This is a genomic window from Micromonospora sp. MH33 (assembly GCF_003013775.1).
GTDB classification, from domain to species: Bacteria; Actinomycetota; Actinomycetes; order Mycobacteriales; family Micromonosporaceae; genus Micromonospora; species Micromonospora fulviviridis.
The window spans coordinates 1-15,836 of sequence record NZ_MUYZ01000148.1 but is presented as its reverse complement, the minus strand read 5'-3'; the positions used below and the strand labels follow the sequence as shown (position 1 = coordinate 15,836).

Genomic DNA, 15,836 nt, shown 5'->3' with positions numbered 1-15,836 from the left:
CCCCCGCCGCGTCGACCCGGGCGCCGGCCCGGTCCGCCCGGACCGCGGCCCGGCCACCGGACGCGGAGCCGCGCGGCGTCACGGAGGCCCGGGCCGAGGCAGCGCCCTCCGACCCGGAGGACCAGCCGTCCCCGTGCGGGTCGCCGTTCGGGCCCGGGTTCTGGGCCCGCCCACGCGAAGAACTGGGATCGCCGTAGTTCATTCCTCACACCCTGCCGGTCGCGGTGGGGCGCGGGCGCGCCGCCACCGGGTTGCCGTGAGATGGAACACGAGACGCTACACCCCGGGCGTGCCGGGGCGCAGGCGTCAAATCCGACCTATTCGGACCAATCAGACCTAGCAGCTGTCGCTCGTCCCGCCCAGGGATCGGGCCGGGATCGATCGGGACAGCCGGGTTCACCGTTGGGCCTCTCGCCTTCGCCGAGGGGTGGAGCCGCTCGCGGTCTCCTGCTCCGCCGCGTCCTCCGTGCCGCCGGCCAGACCGTCCCGCCCGAGCAGGAACTGCTCGACGAGATGGTTCCAGTCACAGCCGGGGCACACCTCCACCACGAACACCTGGAACTCACGCAGGGTCATGGCCAGGACGGGCAACTCCACCCGGGTACGCGCCTGGCCGGCCGACTGCTTGAGTTCGTCGCCGTAAATGTAGTGGACGTGGATGAGGTTCTCACTGCGGCAGATCGGGCAGCGCTGGTCGGTGGGCTCGCCGTGGAAACGGGCGGCGTTCTTCAGGTACGGCGAGGCGTCGCAGACGTCGTACGTGCCGATCCGCCCGGCGAGGAGTTCACGCAGCACCGCTCGCTTCTGGAGCGAGTAGTCGACCACCTGGCGCTGCGTACGCATGCGGGAAAGGGTACGCGGTCCGGCCGGGCGAGGCGACCACCGTCACGATCCGTGACGGCAGAACCTCGTAATCGGGGGTTTGCCCTGATCATGTGACTCCGCTACCGTGCGATGTATCGGTCCGATACATCGCGGCGGTTACCGCTCCGCGCCGGGGGTAAGAAGGGATGGCCCGTGCTCGAACTCGCCATCCTGGGCCTCCTGCAGGAGGCTCCGATGCACGGCTACGAGCTGCGCAAGGAGTTGACCGCCAAGCTCGGCGCGATCCGGGCGGCGATCAGCTACGGCTCGCTCTACCCGACCCTGCGCCGGCTGCAGGCGGCGGGATGGATCACCGAAGCCGCCGAGACACCCGCGACCGCCGAGGAGGTTCCCGCGCTGACCAGCCGACGCGGTCGGGTGGTCTACACCATTACCGCGGAGGGCAAGGAACGCTTCGCCCAGCTCATAGCGCAGGCTGGACCCGAGACGTACGACGACACGGGCTTCGGCGTGCACTTCGCGTTCTTCGCCCGGACCGACCAGGCCACCCGGCTCCGGATCCTGGAAGGTCGTCGCCGGAAAATCGAGGAGCGTCGCGAAGGCCTTCGTGACGTGCTCGGCCGGGCAGCCGAGCGGCTCGACGCGTACACCCTGGAACTGCAACGCCACGGGCTCGACGCCTGTGAGCGCGAGGTCCGCTGGCTGGAGGAGCTCATCGCCAACGAGCGCTCCGGCCGAGCCCCGACGGTCCCCCGATCCGGGACGGCCGGCGGCCGAGGAGAAAACGACAGCCCGCCCCCGCCTGGAGAGTCCAGGACGAAGCGGCCGTGATGAAAGAAGAAGGAGGCAGACGTTATGGGCTCCGTCCGCGTCGCCATCGTCGGTGTGGGTAACTGCGCCTCGTCCCTCGTGCAGGGCGTGGAGTACTACCGGAACGCCGACCCGAACGACCGCGTCCCGGGTCTCATGCACGTCACCTTCGGCGACTACCACGTCTCGGACGTGAAGTTCGTCGCGGCGTTCGACGTGGACGCCAAGAAGGTGGGCATGGACCTCGCCGAGGCCATCGTGGCCAGCGAAAACAACACCATCAAGCTGTGCGACGTGCCGCCGACCGGCATCACCGTGCAGCGCGGCCCGACCTTCGACGGTCTCGGCCAGTACTACCGCGAGATCATCGAGGAGTCGGACGTCGAGCCGGTCGACGTGGCGCAGGCGCTGCGCGACGCGCAGGTCGACGTGGTCGTCTCCTACCTGCCGGTGGGCTCCGAGCAGGCCGACAAGTTCTACGCCCAGGCCGCGATCGACGCGGGCTGCGCGTTCGTGAACGCCCTGCCGGTCTTCATCGCCTCCGACCCCGAGTGGGCGAAGAAGTTCGAGGACGCGGGCCTGCCGATCGTCGGTGACGACATCAAGAGCCAGGTCGGCGCCACCATCGTGCACCGCGCCCTGGCGAAGCTCTTCGAGGACCGCGGGGTCGAGCTGCTGCGCACGTACCAGCTCAACTTCGGCGGCAACATGGACTTCATGAACATGCTGGAGCGCAACCGCCTGGTCTCGAAGAAGATCTCGAAGACCCAGTCGGTGACCTCCCAGATCCCGCACGAGATGCAGAAGAGCGACGTGCACATCGGCCCGTCCGACCACGTGCCGTGGCTGGACGACCGCAAGTGGGCGTACATCCGCCTGGAGGGCCGCTCCTTCGGTGACACCCCCCTCAACGCCGAGCTCAAGCTCGAGGTGTGGGACTCGCCGAACTCGGCCGGTGTCATCATCGACGCCGTCCGGGCCGCGAAGATCGCGCTGGACCGGAAGATCGGTGGCCCGATCCTCTCCGCCTCCTCGTACTTCATGAAGTCCCCGCCGAAGCAGTACGCCGACCACGACGCGCACGCCGCCGTCGAGGCGTTCATCGCCGGCGAGGTCGAGCGCTGACGCGCTGAGCACACGGAGGAAGGCCGGGTCCGCACGGACCCGGCCTTCCTTTTTCGGTGTACGTCAGGACCAGGCGCGCCGCAGCGCCACCGCGGCTTCGAGCTCCAGCAGGGTCACCTTGCGCGGCAGCCCGCCGCCGAAGCCCACCAGCTTGCCGCCCGCCCCGACGATCCGGTGGCAGGGCACGAGCACCGGAACCGGGTTGCGGTTGCAGGCCACCCCGACCGCCCGGGCCGCCCCCGGATCGCCGACCGCCTTCGCCACCTCGCCGTAGGTCTTCGTCTCCCCGTACGGAATGCGGGTCATCTCCCGCCACACGGCGCGCTCGAACTCGGAGCCACACGGCGCCACCACCGGCACGGTGAACCCGGTCAGCTCGCCGGCGAAGTACGCCCGCAGCTCGGCCACCGCCAGCCGGGCGACCTCGTCGCCGGGCTCGTCGGTCGCCGACGCCACCCGGCCGAAGTGCGCCCCGCGGACGGCCTCCCCATCGGTGCCGACGGAGAACTCCCCGATCGGCGAGTCGAGCACGGTCCAACGCATGTCGCCCATTGTCCCGCGCCGTGAGGCAAAGTTCCTCCCGCCCCGGGCGTCTGAGCTACGGAGGTGGGCGGTGGCAGAGGTCGACGGGGAGTTCACCGCGTTCGTCAACGAACGGGGAGCGGCCCTGCTGCGCGTCGCGTACGCGCTCGCCGGGAACCAGCACGCGGCGGAGGACCTGCTCCAGAACGCGCTGGCCAAGGCGTACGCCCGCTGGCCCCGGATCCGCGGCGACGCGGAGCCGTACGTGAAACGGATCCTCTACCACGACCAGGTCTCCGGCTGGCGGCGTCGGGCGCGACGCCCGGAGGTGCCGCTGGCGGAGCTGCCGGAGCGGGCGGCGGCCGGCGAGGACGACAGCGACCTGCGGCTGCTGCTCCGGGACGCGCTGCGGGCACTGCCGCCCCGGCAGCGGGCCGTGCTGACCCTGCGCTACCTGGAAGACCTGAGCGTCGAACAGACCGCGGCGCTGCTCGGCTGCCGGACCGGCACGGTGGCCAGCCAGAGCGCCAAGGCGCTGGCCAAGCTCCGCCAGCTGGTGCCGGGGCTGGACGAGCGGACCAGTCGAGCGGAGGTGACCCGATGAGCACGTCGCTGGACGAGACCCTCCGGGCGGCCGTACGAGAACTCGCGGACCACGCCGGCCCCGCCCCGGACCTGGCCACCCGGGCGCTCGGCCGGGGTCGTCGGCTGCGCCGCCGACGGCGGGTGACCGCGGCCGGGGCCGCGCTTGTCGCGGTCGTCGCAGTGACCCTGCCGTTCGTGCTGCTCCGGCCCGCTGCGGCCCCACCCCCCACCACGCCGCCCGCGACCGCCACTCCTTCGCCGGCCCTGCTGCCCACGCCCGGGCCGGACTGGACGACGAGGCCGCTCGTGCTGCCCGGCGGCTGGGTGGTGACCAGGGCGCAGGTCAGCGGCGGATCCGGCACCGGCTTCCTGCTGGACCGGGGCCGTGGACGCTACTTCGCGACCCACCGCTACGACGGCATCTTCCCGGCGCCCACCGGCCCGCTCGTCGCGGTCAGGGACGACGAGCGGCCACGGGACATCGGCCTGTTCGACCTCACCACCGGAAAAACCCGCTGGTACGTGGTGGGCCGCGCGCTCTCCGTCCCGCGGTGGTCGCCGGACGGCCGCCGGCTGCTCTTCACCACGACCCAGCTCGACCACGAGGGCTTCATCGTGATGGGGGTCGACGGCACGAAGCACACGTACCGGGTGGATCGGCGGGCGTACTTCTGCACCGACTACTGCGACTTCACCTGGACCCGGGACGGGCGGGAGGTCGCGCTGCCGCAGACGGGTGGGGGTGGCCACGACGAGGCCGTCCGGGACAAGCGGCGGGGCGTACAGCTCTTCTCCGCCGACGACGGCCGGCCCACCAGGCTGCTCCCCGTGCCCGGCGATCCGGCCGGCCCGTGGGCCTGGTCACCCGACGGAACGCTGGTGGCCGTTCAGGGGCAGCAGGAGCCGCTACTGGTCGAGACGGCGACGGGCCGGGTGGTGCACCCCTTGCCGAGCGCCGAGGTGGTCTGGCTCTCCGACGACCGGCTGCTGTATCGCCGGCCGTCCGGGGCGGGAGACTTCGTCCTCGCCGACCGATCCGGCCGGGAGCTGGTCCGCCAGCCACTGCCGAAGCAGCTGGTCGATCTTGAGGTGAGTGTCGCTCCCCGCTGACCGTTCGGTCGGTCGTTGATGTTGCGCGACATCGATACCGTGCAGGTCGTGGCCACGGGGACGCTCATTTTCCTGATCATCGGCGGGGCCGGGGTCGGCGTGCTGACGCTCGCCCTGCTCGGGTCGGGCGTACTCCACCTCGGCCATCCGGACGTCGACGGGCCGGTGTCGCTGGAGGCGGTCGCCGGGTTCACCGGGGCGTTCGGCTTCGGCGCCGCGATCGTCAACGAGCTGCTCGGTGGGCGTACCCCCGGAATGATCGCGGCGGCGGTGGCCGGCGGCGCGCTCGCCGCCGTGCCCACCGGCTGGCTGGCGGCCCGGCTCAGCCGCGCGGCCCGGAACATGCGCACGGACGCCACGCCGACCCGGGACCACCTGGTCGGCGCGATCGGCCTGGTGGTGACCCCGGTCCCCGCCGGCGGCTACGGCGAGGTCCGGGTACGCCTCGCCGGACAGCCGGTCAAACTCAACGCCCGGGCCGACCATCCGATCCCGGTCGGCGCCCGGATCTTCGTGGTCGAAGCGCTCAGCGAGACCAGCGTGCACGTCGAGACCTACTGATTCCCCCAGCACAGACGGGAACTCCCATGCCCCTGCTCGTCGCCATCGGCGGCGCGGTCCTCCTCGCCGTCGTCCTCGTCCTCTTCGTGCTCTCCCGGATCAAGGTGGCCGGCCCGAACGAGGCGTTCATCGTCACCGGCCGCAAGGGCCGGACCACCCAGACCGCCGACGGCGGACGCTCCACCGACATGTCGGGGCAGAAGGTCGTGCTCGGCGCGTCGGTCTTCGTGCTGCCGGTGGTGCAGAAGCTCCAGTCCCTCGACCTGTCCAGCCGGCGGATCGACGTCGGCATCAAGGGCGCGGTGAGCAAGCAGGGCATCCGCACCGACCTGCACGGCGTGGCGATCGTCAAGGTCGGCGGCACCGAGGACGCCATCCGCGCGGCCGCCCAGCGGTTCCTGCACCAGCAGGACGAGATCGAGGACTTCACCCGGGAGGTGCTGGCCGGCGCGCTGCGCTCGATCGTCGGCCGGCTCACCGTCGAGGAGGTCATCCGGGACCGGGCCGCGTTCGCCAGCGCGGTCGCCGAGGAGGCCGAGCACTCGATGACCAACCAGGGCCTGGTGCTGGACACCTTCCAGCTCCAGGACATCCTGGCCGAGGGGTCCTACCTGTCCGACCTCGGCCGCCCCGAGGCGGCCCGGGTGCTCAAGGACGCGGCCATCGCCGAGGCGCGGGCCCGGCAGCAGGCCGAGCAGGAGCGGCTGCTCGCCGAGGAGGCAATCGCCGAGGCGAACCGGAACCTGTCGCTCAAGCAGGCCGCCATCCAGGCCGAGATCGACGCGGCCAAGGCGAGGTCGGCGGCGGCCGGCCCGCTCGCCCAGGCCGAGCGGGACCAGGCGATCCTCTCCGAGCAGCAGAAGGTGGCCGAGCGCAACGCCGAACTGAAGCAGCGCCAGCTCGACACCGAGGTGCGCAAGCCGGCCGACGCGGCCCGCTACAAGGTCGAGCAGGAGGCCGAGGCGTCCCGCAACGCTGCGGTGCTCAACGCGGACGCGCAGCGGCAGGCCACCATCGCCGCCGCCCAGGCCGCCGCCGAGCAGGCCCGGCTCACCGGTGAGGGCGAGCGGGCCCGGCGGGCCGCGCTGGCCGAGGCGAACGCGATCGAGGGCGCCAAGGAGGGTGAGGCCGAGCAGCGCCGGCGTTCCGCGATCGCCGAGGCGGTCGAGCGCGAGGGCCAGGCCGAGGCCGCGGCCATCCTGGCCAAGGGTCAGGCCGAGGCCGACGCGATGGCCCGCAAGGCCGAGGCGTTCGCCGCGTACGGCGAGGCCGCGGTGCTGGACCTGCTGGTCAAGGTGCTGCCGCAGGTGGTCGAGGCGGCCAGCGCCCCGATTGGCGCGATCGACAAGATGACCGTCATCTCCACCGACGGCGCCTCGTCGCTGACCAGGTCGGTCGCCGGCAACGTGGCGCAGGGCCTCCAGCTCGGCAGCGACCTGACCGGCATCGACCTGGCCGGGCTGCTCGCCAAGCTGGGCGGCGCGGCCACCGGCGGCGGCAACGGTCGGACCGCGGTGGACGGCAGCACCGTGGAGCACTGATCCGGAACAACACGACGGCGCCCGCCGGATCCCCTCCTCGGGGAACTCCGGCGGGCGCCGTTGTGTGACTGGTCAGATGACCGCGACGACGAACTTCTCGCCGATGCCGAGACCCAGGGTCTCGCTGTTCCAGTCGACGGTACGGCTCGAGATGAGCTGGCTGGCGCCGGTGCTGCCGGCGGTGACCGCCTGCCCGTCGACGTACGCCCGCAGGTAGATCGAGCCGTCCGGGTTGTAGTCGAGGAAGTCGAACGTCTCCCACGGGCCGATCGAGGCGGACCGGGCGATCAGCGGCTTCGCGCCCGCGCTCTCCGCCGCCACGAACTTGCCGTTGACCAGCGCCTTGAGGCCGAAGAAGCCGTCACCGACGCTGACGATCTCGAACTTCTCCCAGGCCCCGACGCTGGCGGACCGGGCGATCAGCGGCTGGCTGCCGCCGCTCTCCGCGGTGACGAACTTCCCGTTGGCCAGCGACTTGATGCCGACGACGGGGGCCGCCGCGTCGAAGTCGAACTTCTCGGCGGTGCCGATCGCGGTCTTGCTGGCGATCAGCGGGGAGGTGGTGCTCGGCGCGGTGACATACCTGCCGTTGATGGTCGCCTTCAGGCTGATCGTGCCGTCGGTGTTGTCGATGATCTGGAACTTCTCCCAGGGACCGATCGCGGCGGACCGGGCGATCAGCGGCTTCGCGCCCGCGCTCTCCGCGGCCACGAACTTGTTGTTGACCCGGGCGCGCAGCCCGACCAGGCCGCCGCCGGCGTCGACCACGTCGTACTTCTCCCACGCCCCGAGGGTGGTGCCCCGGGCGATCAGCGGCTTGGTGCCCGCGCTCTCCGCGGTCACGTAGCGGCCGTTGACCCGGGCCTTCAGCCCGTACGAGCCGCGGGCGGTCGGGACCGTGCCGACGTGCAGGAGCCGGTCCAGCGAGCCCATGGTGTCGTGCACCGCGCCGCCCACGCCGGTGGTAACGATGGAGTCGCGCACCTGCTGCGGAGTCCAGGTCGGGTGCGCCTCGAGCAGCAGCGCGGCGGCCCCCGCGACGTGCGGGGAGGCCATCGAGGTGCCGTTCATCGCCACCGAGCCGCTGGTGGTGCCCATCGCGGCGGAGACGATGCCGGTGCCCGGCGCGAAGGTGTCCAGGCAGCGGCCGTAGTTGGAGAACCAGGCCCGGAAGTCGACGCTGTCGGTGGCGCCCACCGTGATGGCCGCCGGCACGTTCGCCGGGGAGACGCCGCACGCGTCCTGCATGCTGTTGCCGGCCGCGACGGCGTAGGTGACGCCGGCCGAGATGGAGCGGTTGACCGCGTCGTTGACGGCCTGGTCGGTGCCGCCGAAGCCGAGGCTCATGTTGGCCACGGCCGGCTTGACGGCGTTCGCGGTGACCCAGTCGATGCCGGCCAGCACCTGCTCCGTGGTGCCGCTGCCCTCGCAGTCCAGCACCCGTACGCCGACGATCTTGACGTCCTTGGCCACGCCGTACTTCGTGCCGCCGATGGTGCCGGCCACATGCGTGCCGTGGCCGTCGCAGTCCTGCGCGACGTTGTCCTGCTCGACGGCGTCGTAGCCGTAGCTGGCCCGCCCACCGAAGTCCTGGTGGCCGATGTCGATGCCGGTGTCGATGACGTACGCGGTCACCCCGGCCCCGGTGGCCGGGTAGGTGTAGACGCCGTCGGCCTTCGCCGTGGTCTGGTCGATCCGGTCCAGGCCCCAGGACGGCGTGCCGCTCTGGCTGCCGGTGGCCGACCAGCGCTGGACCGGCTGGACGTAGGCGACGTCGGGATCGGCCGCGAGCTTCTCCGCCTGCCGGCGGTTCATGGTGGCGGAGTAGCCGTGCAGCGCCTTGCTGAACACCCGGCGCACCGATCCGCCGTGCTCGTCGCTGAGCGCCGAGGCGCTGGCCCGTACCTCGGCGGGGGTGGCCTTGCCGTTCTTGAGGACGACGATGTAGCGGTCCGGCACCGCGCCGGCGGTGCCGGCGCCCCGGATCTCGGCCCGCGGCGGGTCGGTCGGGTCGGCGAGGGCGGGGCCGCCGGTGGCGGCACAGAGGATGGAGGTTGCCGAGGTGAGGGCGAGCCCCACCAGCGCAGATCGGCGCAGCGCGCCGTGGCGTGTCACTGAGTTGTTCTCCCCGTGTCCAGCGACCGTCCGGATCGGACGGGCGGATGCGATCAGAACAGCCTCGCCCGCGAATCGGGAGGCCGGTGATGACCAACATCATGCGGGAGACATCGACCGTGGCACGTCAACCGTTCGGTCGACACGCCGGCGTATCGTCGTCAGCCGTCAGCCGACGACGCCCTGCCCCCGGGCCCAGCGCAGCAGCTCGGCCTCGGCCTCGTCCCGCTCCAGCGGGCCGCGCTCCAGGCGCAGCTCCTTGAGGTACTGCCAGGCCCGCCCCACGACCGGTCCGGGCGGCACGCCGAGCAGCTCCATGATCGCGTTGCCGTCGAGGTCGGGACGGACCCGGGCCAGGTCCTCCTCGGCGGCGATCCGGGCGATCCGCTCCTCCAGCGCGTCGTAGTCGGCGGCGAGCTGGGACGCCTTGCGCCGGTTGCGGGTGGTGCAGTCGGAGCGGGTCAGCTTGTGCAGGCGGGACAGCAGGTCACCGGCGTCGGTGACGTAGCGGCGGACCGCCGAGTCGGTCCACTCGCCCCGGCCGTAGCCGTAGAAGCGCAGGTGCAGGCCGACCAGCTTGACCACCTGTGCGGTCACGTCCTTGGGGTAGCGCAGCGCCTTCATCCGGGCCTTGGTCAGCCGGGCGCCGACCACCTCGTGGTGGTGGAAGCTGACCCGGCCGTCCGGGCCGACCGCCTTGGTGGCCGGCTTGCCGGCGTCGTGCATCAGCGCGGCCATCCGCAGCACGAAGTCGCAGCCGTCCTCCTCCATCGACATGGCGTTGCTGACCACGGTGAGCGTGTGCTCGTAGACGTCCTTGTGCTGGGCGTGCTCGTCGATCTCCAGCTTCAGCCCGGTCAGCTCCGGCAGGAAGCGGTCGGCCAGCCCGGTGTCGACCAGCAGCCGCAGCCCGGTGATCGGATCGGCGCCGCAGAGCAGCTTGGTGAACTCGTCGCGGATCCGCTCGGCGGTGATCCGGTCCAGGTCTGCGGCCATCCGGGCCATCGCCTCGCCGACGTCCGGGTGGACCGTGAAGCGCAGCTGGGCGGCGAACCGGGCCGCGCGCAGCATCCGCAGGGGGTCGTCCCGGAACGACTCCTGCGGCGTGCCGGGGGTACGGATGATCTTCGCGGCCAGGTCGGCCAGGCCGCCGTACGGGTCGGTGAACAGGTGCTCGGGAAGGCTGACCGCCATCGCGTTGACGGTGAAGTCCCGGCGCTTCAGGTCGTCGACCAGGTTGGTCCCGTACTCGACGATCGGGTTCCGGCTGACCTGGTCGTACGCCTCCGCGCGGAAGGTGGTGATCTCCAGCCGGAGCCCGTCGCGCTGGCAGCCGATGGTGCCGAACTCCCGCCCGGTCTCCCAGATCGACTCGGCCCAGCCCCGGATGATCCGGATGGTCTCGTCCGGGTGGGCGTCGGTGCAGAAGTCCAGATCGTCACCGAGGCGGCCGAGCAGGGCGTCCCGCACCGAGCCGCCCACCAGGTGCAGTTCGTGACCGGCCTGGGCGAAACGCCGGCCCAGCTCGTCGGCGACCGGGGAGACGCGGAGCAGTTCGGCGACGGCGTTGCGCTGCGCTGCGGTCAGCTCGCGACGTTCAGCGGCGTGGGAGGCGGAGACATCGGACATGGGACGGCCAGCCTATCGGGCCGGGGCCGCATCTCCTGCGCCGGGCGCGGGTAACGGGCCGAGGTTGACTAAGGTCTCGGTTGGGCGGGGCCGGCGAGGCCCGGCTCCGACCTACCCCTTGGAGGCTGGGAAATGAGCGGCGGGCTCTACCGCAGCGCGAACGCGCACGGCGACGGCCTGCCGCCGGACGACGGCGCCACCTTCATCTCGGCGGAGCCGCTGAACCAGCCGGGGGTCGAGGCCACCGCGCCACCCCAGGAGGTGGTGGCCGAGACCAGCGCCGCGGCGAACAGCGCGGTGATGGCGATCGGCAGCCTGGTCAGCCGGGGTACGGGTTTCATCCGCAACCTGATGGTCGGCGCGGCGCTGGGCAACCTGGTCGGCAACGTCTTCACCACCGCCCAGTTCCTGCCGAACCAGGTCTACGAGTTCCTGCTCGGCGGCGTACTCACCAGCGTGCTGATCCCGGTGCTGGTCCGCCGCCGCAAGACCGATCCCGACCGGGGTGAGGCGTACGCCCAGCGGCTGCTGACCCTGGCCGTGCTCGCCCTGGCCGCCACCGCGCTGATCGCGATGGTCGGCGCGCCGGTACTCACCGCGCTCTACGCCAGCGGCAAGGACGAGCACTACACCGGCCTGGTCACCAACCTGTCGTACCTGATGCTCCCGATGCTGTTCTTCACGGGCCTGAGCGCGCTGATCGCCGCGGTGCTGAACACCCGGGGGCACTTCGCCGCCCCGATGTGGGCGCCGATCCTCAACAACCTGGTGGTGATCGGCGCCTTCGGCCTCTACATCCTGATCTACGGCGCGGAGGCGATCCGACCGGAGGACATGGGCTGGGGGCAGATCCTGCTGGTCGGCGGGGGCGCCCTGCTCGGCGTGGCGGTCCAGGCGGCCGGGCTGCTGCCGGCGCTGCGCAAGGTCGGCTTCCGGTGGAAGCTGCGTTTCGACTTCCGCGAACTGGGGCTGCGCGAGCTGGCCCAGCTCGGCGCCTGGATGTTCTGCTACGTCGCGGTCAACCAGCTCGGCCTCTTCGTGGTGGTCAACCTGCTCACCCGGGCGGCGGGCGAGGACAGCGCGGGCCTGCTGATCTACAACAACGTCTTCCTGCTGCTGATGATGGCGCACGGCATCATCGCCGTCTCGATCATCACCGCGCTGATGCCCCGGATGAGCGCGGCCGCCGCCGACGGCCGGTTCCACGACGTCACCGCCGACCTGTCGCGGGGCACCCGGATGGTCACCGCGGTGCTCGCCCCGATCGCGGTCTGCTACGCGGTGCTGGCCGGCCCGATCTCGGTGGTGGTCTTCCGGTACGGCGCCTTCACCGGCGACAACGCGGTGGCGACCTCGACCGTGCTGCTGGTGGCGGCGGTCGGCCTGGTGCCCTTCGCGATCAGCCAGCTCTTCACCTTCGCCTTCTACGCCCTGCCGGACACCCGCACCCCGGCGCTGGTCAACATCCCGGTGGTGGCCCTGCGGGTGCTCCTCCAGGTCGGTCTCTACCTGGCCTTCTCGGCCACCTTCGCGGCGGCCGGCATGATGCTCGGCAACGCGATCTCGTACGTGGCGGCGGCGATCGTCTCGGCGCTGCTGCTGCGGCCGCGGGTGGGCCGGATCGGGCTGGGCGGGATCATGCGGACCATGGGCCGGGTGGTGATCGCCGCGCTGGGCGCGGCCCTGGTCGGCCTGCTGGTGGTGAAGCTGCTCCCCGGCGATCCGGCGCACCTGAGCTGGCTGGCCGCCGTCGTCCAGCTGGTGATCGGCGGCGCGGTGATCGGCGTGACCTACCTCGGGCTGGCCATGGCCCTGCGGATCGGCGAGATCACCGAGGTGGTCGGGATGGTCCGGCGAAGGCTCGGGCGGTGACCTCGACCAGCGCCGATGACGGACGGTGAACGAGGATCACCAGCCTGGGGATACGGCTGTGGATAACTCGGGGTTCCGCCGCCCAATGGGCCTCTCGGCCTGTGGACAACCAACCGTACGGCTGAGGGTGGCCAGGCCGGAGCAGGGGAAACCCAGACCGGGTCCCGGCGGCCGCCACACCGGTACGCCCCTGCGCCGACTACTTGCCGTCAACCTCTAGATTGGGCGTGCGTGTCCCAGCGACCCGCCCGGACGCGGCCGTTCGCCCGGCCGATCCCCGCGGTCACTGGTGTCCCAACGGCTCCGGCGGGAAGATGACATGTCGGAGAACCGGGCATCCCGGGTAAGGTCGCTCTCGACGGGCACGGCAGGTGCCGACGTGGGCGTCGACACCGGTCTGCCGGTTCCATCCAAGGCAGAGCGGGAAGCCACATGCCCAGCAGCACGGGTCCATCGATCGACACGATCACCGAGGGAGGACGGGTGACCCAGGTCGGCGAGGGTCAGGAGGCGGAGGAGACCTCTCCGCCGGTCGTGACCTTCGGTGCTCCCACGGCCGGTGAGGTCCTTGCCGAGCGGTACGAGCTGGTCGAGCACATCAACAACGACAGCGCGGGCCGGCTCGTCTGGCGCGGGGTCGACGTGGTGCTGCGCCGTCCCGTCGCGGTGGTCCTCCGCTACCCGGGTGGCGACTCCGCCACCGAGATGCTCCAGGCGGCCGTCGCGGCCAGCCGGGTGATCCACCCCAACCTGGTCGGCGTCTACGACGCGATCGACGAGGACGACCGGGCCTATGTGGTCCGCGAGTGGGTGGACGGCCAGTCGCTGCGCGAGCTGGTCGCCGCCGACGGTCCGCTGGACCCGGCCCGGGCCACCGCCATCGGCAGCGCGGTCGCGAGCGCCCTCGCCGCCGTGCACGCCACCGGCATGGTGCACGGCAACGTCCACCCCGGCACCGTGATGATCAGCGACGACGCCCGCGTGGTCCTGGCCGACGCGCGGACCGACGGGGCGGACAGCCAGGAGAACGACCTGCGGGCGGTCGGCGGGTTGCTCTACTTCGCCCTGACCGGCCACTGGCCGCACGGCGAGGCCCCGCTGCACGGCGCCACCGCAGGCCACGGCCGCGCCGCCCTCCCCGACGCGGTCCGGGACGCCGGCGGCGCCATCGCCGCGCCCCGTCAGGTGCGTGCCGGGGTGCCGGCGTACCTCGACGACCTCACCATGGACCTGCTCGACTCGGAGATCGCGCCGCCCTCGTCGGACGTGCTGTCGGCCGAGCTCAACCGGCTCGACATCCCCGCCGACGAGCATTTCCTGGAGCAGGCCGGTCCGCTGCGCTTCACCGCCGACACCGAGGACGAGCCGTCGCCGCTGGCCGCGGCCGGCGGCCGCAAGGTCGCCCTGGGCATCGCCGGCCTGCTGGCGGTGGCGCTGGTCGGGCTGCTCATCGGGATCAGCGCCCTCGGCGGCGACAAGGACCCGAACAAGGAGCCGGTCGCTCAGCCGTCCAGCAGCGCGCCCGCCGGCGGCACCAGCGCACCGGCCGCCCCGGTCCGCAAGCTGACCATCCAGGACGTCCGGATCATCGACCCGGACAGCCGCAAGCGCGACGAGCTGAACGACGTCGAGAAGGTGATCGACGGTGATCCCAACAAGGGCTGGGAGACCGACACCTACAACTCCGCGGACTTCAGCCACTACAAGAAGGGCATGGGGATCTGGATCGACCTCGGCGCCCCGCACACGGTCAAGTCGATCCAGGCCACCCTGTCGTCCACCGGCGCCTCCGCCGAGCTGCGCGCGGGCAAGGGCGAGCACGAGTCCACCTCCGCCGGCGACAAGCAGCTCGTGGCCGCCTACACGGAGCGGATCGGGCAGCCGTTCGAGCAGCACGACGGCACCACGATGACCTTCGACGGGTTCAACCCGGAGGAGAAGTACCAGTACCTCCTCTTCTGGATCACCGAGCTGCCGGAGAAGGACGGCGGCGGCGGCTGGAAGCTCGGCGTCCAGGAAATCACGGTCCAGGGCTCGTGAGCCGCTCGCCGCACCCGGTGCACCGCCTCCGTCGGACGTGGTGATGGCGGGTCGCGGTGGGCGTACGCCCGAGCCGGCGACCGGGGACGGCCCGCCGGCCGGGGTGTCCGACCTCGATCTGCTGCGGGCGCATGTCGCCGGTGACCGGGACGCCTTCACCGAGCTGTTCCACCGGCACCGCGACCGGCTCTGGGCGGTGGCTCTGCGCACGGTCGGCGACCGCGAGGAGGCGGCCGACGCCCTCCAGGACGCGTTGCTGTCGGCGCACCGCGCCGCGGCCCGGTTCCGGGGTGACTCGGCGGTCACCACCTGGCTGCACCGGATCGTGGTCAACGCCTGCCTGGACCGGATCCGGCGGCGCCAGACGCACGCCACGGTCCCGCTGCCGGACGGGGTGCACACCGACGGGGAGCCCGGCCGGCACACCGGCGGGGTGGAGCCGGCCGCGCCGGCCCGGGACCACGACACCGCCCTGGTGGTCCGGCAGGCCCTCGCCGCGCTGCCGGTCGAGCAGCGCGCCGCGCTGGTCCTGGTGGACGTGCAGGGCTATCCGGTGGCCGAGGTGGCCCGCATGCTCGGGGTCGCCGAGGGGACGGTGAAGAGCCGGTGCGCGCGGGGCCGGGCCCGGCTGGCCGTGCTCCTGGGGCACCTGCGAACCGGTTCCGACGAGTCGGCGGACGTGCCCCGGGTCACCGGCGGGAACCCGCGGCCGCCCGAGGGCGTCGGATCCACGTCGGGGTGGTCCCGGCGAGACGCCAGCCAGGAGGAGACGTGACTTCCCGGGAGTTCAGCGAGGTCGACCACGACCTGCTCGCCGACTACCTCGGCGGTGCGCTGGACGGCACCCCGGAGCAGGCCTCCGTCGCCCGGCTGGTCGAGCAGGACCCGGCCTGGGGCGAGGCGTACGCCGCCCTGGCCCGGGCGGTCGAGCTGGTCCACGCGGACCTGGCCGCCTGGGCCGCCGAGCCCGCCCCGGAGCTGCCGCCCACCGTGGCGGACCGGATCGACGCGGCGCTCGCCGGCGCCGGCCCGGCCGCCGCTCTCACCTCCGACGCCTCCGACGCCTCCGCACAGGACCGGACGCCGGCCGCCGTGCCCGCG

The 15,836-nt window shown here is 72.2% G+C and carries 14 protein-coding genes and 1 pseudogene; 10 read left to right on the top strand and 5 right to left on the bottom strand.

Going from position 1 to position 15,836, the window contains the following annotated elements; all coding sequences use genetic code 11:
• Together B0E53_RS38720 and B0E53_RS21425 are read right to left on the bottom strand one after the other, a co-directional pair.
• Positions 1-202, bottom strand: a 202-nt coding sequence (locus B0E53_RS38720; protein WP_146167725.1) for a hypothetical protein, incomplete at its 3' end; no start/stop codon positions are given.
• Positions 203-396: 194 nt separating this feature from the next.
• Entirely contained in the window at positions 397-843 is a 447-nt protein-coding gene (locus B0E53_RS21425) for a DUF5318 domain-containing protein (protein WP_107077693.1), read from the bottom strand.
• A 174-nt stretch (positions 844-1,017) separates the two neighbouring features.
• Here B0E53_RS21425 and B0E53_RS21420 point away from each other — a divergent pair, with 174 nt between their 5' ends.
• Together B0E53_RS21420 and B0E53_RS21415 are read left to right on the top strand one after the other, a co-directional pair.
• Positions 1,018-1,656, top strand: a complete 639-nt coding sequence (locus B0E53_RS21420) for a PadR family transcriptional regulator (protein WP_107077692.1) — start codon at positions 1,018-1,020, stop codon at positions 1,654-1,656.
• Between the two features lie 24 nt (positions 1,657-1,680).
• Positions 1,681-2,760: an inositol-3-phosphate synthase gene (locus B0E53_RS21415; protein WP_107077691.1), complete on the top strand. Its 1,080-nt coding sequence runs from the start codon at positions 1,681-1,683 to the stop codon at positions 2,758-2,760.
• 63 nt (positions 2,761-2,823) lie between these two features.
• On the opposite strand, the gene B0E53_RS21410 is transcribed toward B0E53_RS21415, so the two are convergent.
• Positions 2,824-3,303, bottom strand: coding sequence for a methylated-DNA--[protein]-cysteine S-methyltransferase (locus B0E53_RS21410; protein WP_107077694.1), 480 nt, complete (start codon positions 3,301-3,303; stop codon positions 2,824-2,826).
• 70 nt (positions 3,304-3,373) lie between these two features.
• Here B0E53_RS21410 and B0E53_RS21405 point away from each other — a divergent pair, with 70 nt between their 5' ends.
• From B0E53_RS21405 to B0E53_RS21390, 4 genes are read left to right on the top strand one after another with little or no spacing between them, the layout of a single operon-like run.
• On the top strand, positions 3,374-3,886 hold the full coding sequence (locus B0E53_RS21405; protein WP_246835527.1) for a SigE family RNA polymerase sigma factor: 513 nt from the start codon (positions 3,374-3,376) through the stop codon (positions 3,884-3,886).
• Positions 3,883-4,977 carry a PD40 domain-containing protein gene (locus B0E53_RS21400; protein WP_107077689.1) on the top strand — a complete coding sequence of 365 codons (1,095 nt, stop codon included), beginning with the start codon at positions 3,883-3,885 and terminating at the stop codon, positions 4,975-4,977. The genes B0E53_RS21405 and B0E53_RS21400 overlap by 4 nt, the downstream gene beginning before the upstream one ends.
• An 18-nt stretch (positions 4,978-4,995) precedes the next feature.
• Positions 4,996-5,538 carry an NfeD family protein gene (locus tag B0E53_RS21395; protein WP_107077688.1) on the top strand — a complete coding sequence of 181 codons (543 nt, stop codon included), beginning with the start codon at positions 4,996-4,998 and terminating at the stop codon, positions 5,536-5,538.
• Positions 5,539-5,564: 26 nt separating this feature from the next.
• Positions 5,565-7,079, top strand: a complete 1,515-nt coding sequence (locus B0E53_RS21390) for a flotillin family protein (protein ID WP_107077687.1) — start codon at positions 5,565-5,567, stop codon at positions 7,077-7,079.
• Between the two features lie 72 nt (positions 7,080-7,151).
• Here the strand turns inward: B0E53_RS21390 and B0E53_RS40180 are convergent, their stop codons facing one another.
• Both B0E53_RS40180 and B0E53_RS21380 read right to left on the bottom strand, forming a co-directional pair.
• Positions 7,152-9,194 (bottom strand): S8 family serine peptidase, encoded by a 2,043-nt coding sequence (locus tag B0E53_RS40180; protein ID WP_107077686.1) that lies wholly within the window; start codon positions 9,192-9,194, stop codon positions 7,152-7,154.
• 168 nt (positions 9,195-9,362) lie between these two features.
• A complete protein-coding gene (locus B0E53_RS21380) occupies positions 9,363-10,823 on the bottom strand; it encodes a CCA tRNA nucleotidyltransferase (protein WP_107077685.1) in 1,461 nt (486 codons plus the stop codon).
• Positions 10,824-10,955: 132 nt separating this feature from the next.
• Here B0E53_RS21380 and murJ point away from each other — a divergent pair, with 132 nt between their 5' ends.
• From murJ to B0E53_RS21360, 4 genes and pseudogenes are all read left to right on the top strand, one after another.
• Positions 10,956-12,695, top strand: a complete 1,740-nt coding sequence (murJ, locus tag B0E53_RS21375; protein ID WP_107077684.1) for a murein biosynthesis integral membrane protein MurJ — start codon at positions 10,956-10,958, stop codon at positions 12,693-12,695.
• Positions 12,696-13,127: 432 nt separating this feature from the next.
• The gene (locus tag B0E53_RS21370; protein WP_107077683.1) at positions 13,128-14,735 is read left to right on the top strand and encodes a protein kinase family protein; all 1,608 of its coding nucleotides are present in this window, start codon (positions 13,128-13,130) and stop codon (positions 14,733-14,735) included.
• A 43-nt stretch (positions 14,736-14,778) separates the two neighbouring features.
• Positions 14,779-15,510, top strand: coding sequence for an RNA polymerase sigma factor SigM (gene sigM / locus B0E53_RS21365; protein WP_107077682.1), 732 nt, complete (start codon positions 14,779-14,781; stop codon positions 15,508-15,510).
• A pseudogene (locus tag B0E53_RS21360) lies at positions 15,507-15,836 on the top strand (hypothetical protein); the annotation flags it as partial. The gene sigM and the pseudogene B0E53_RS21360, both read left to right, overlap by 4 nt.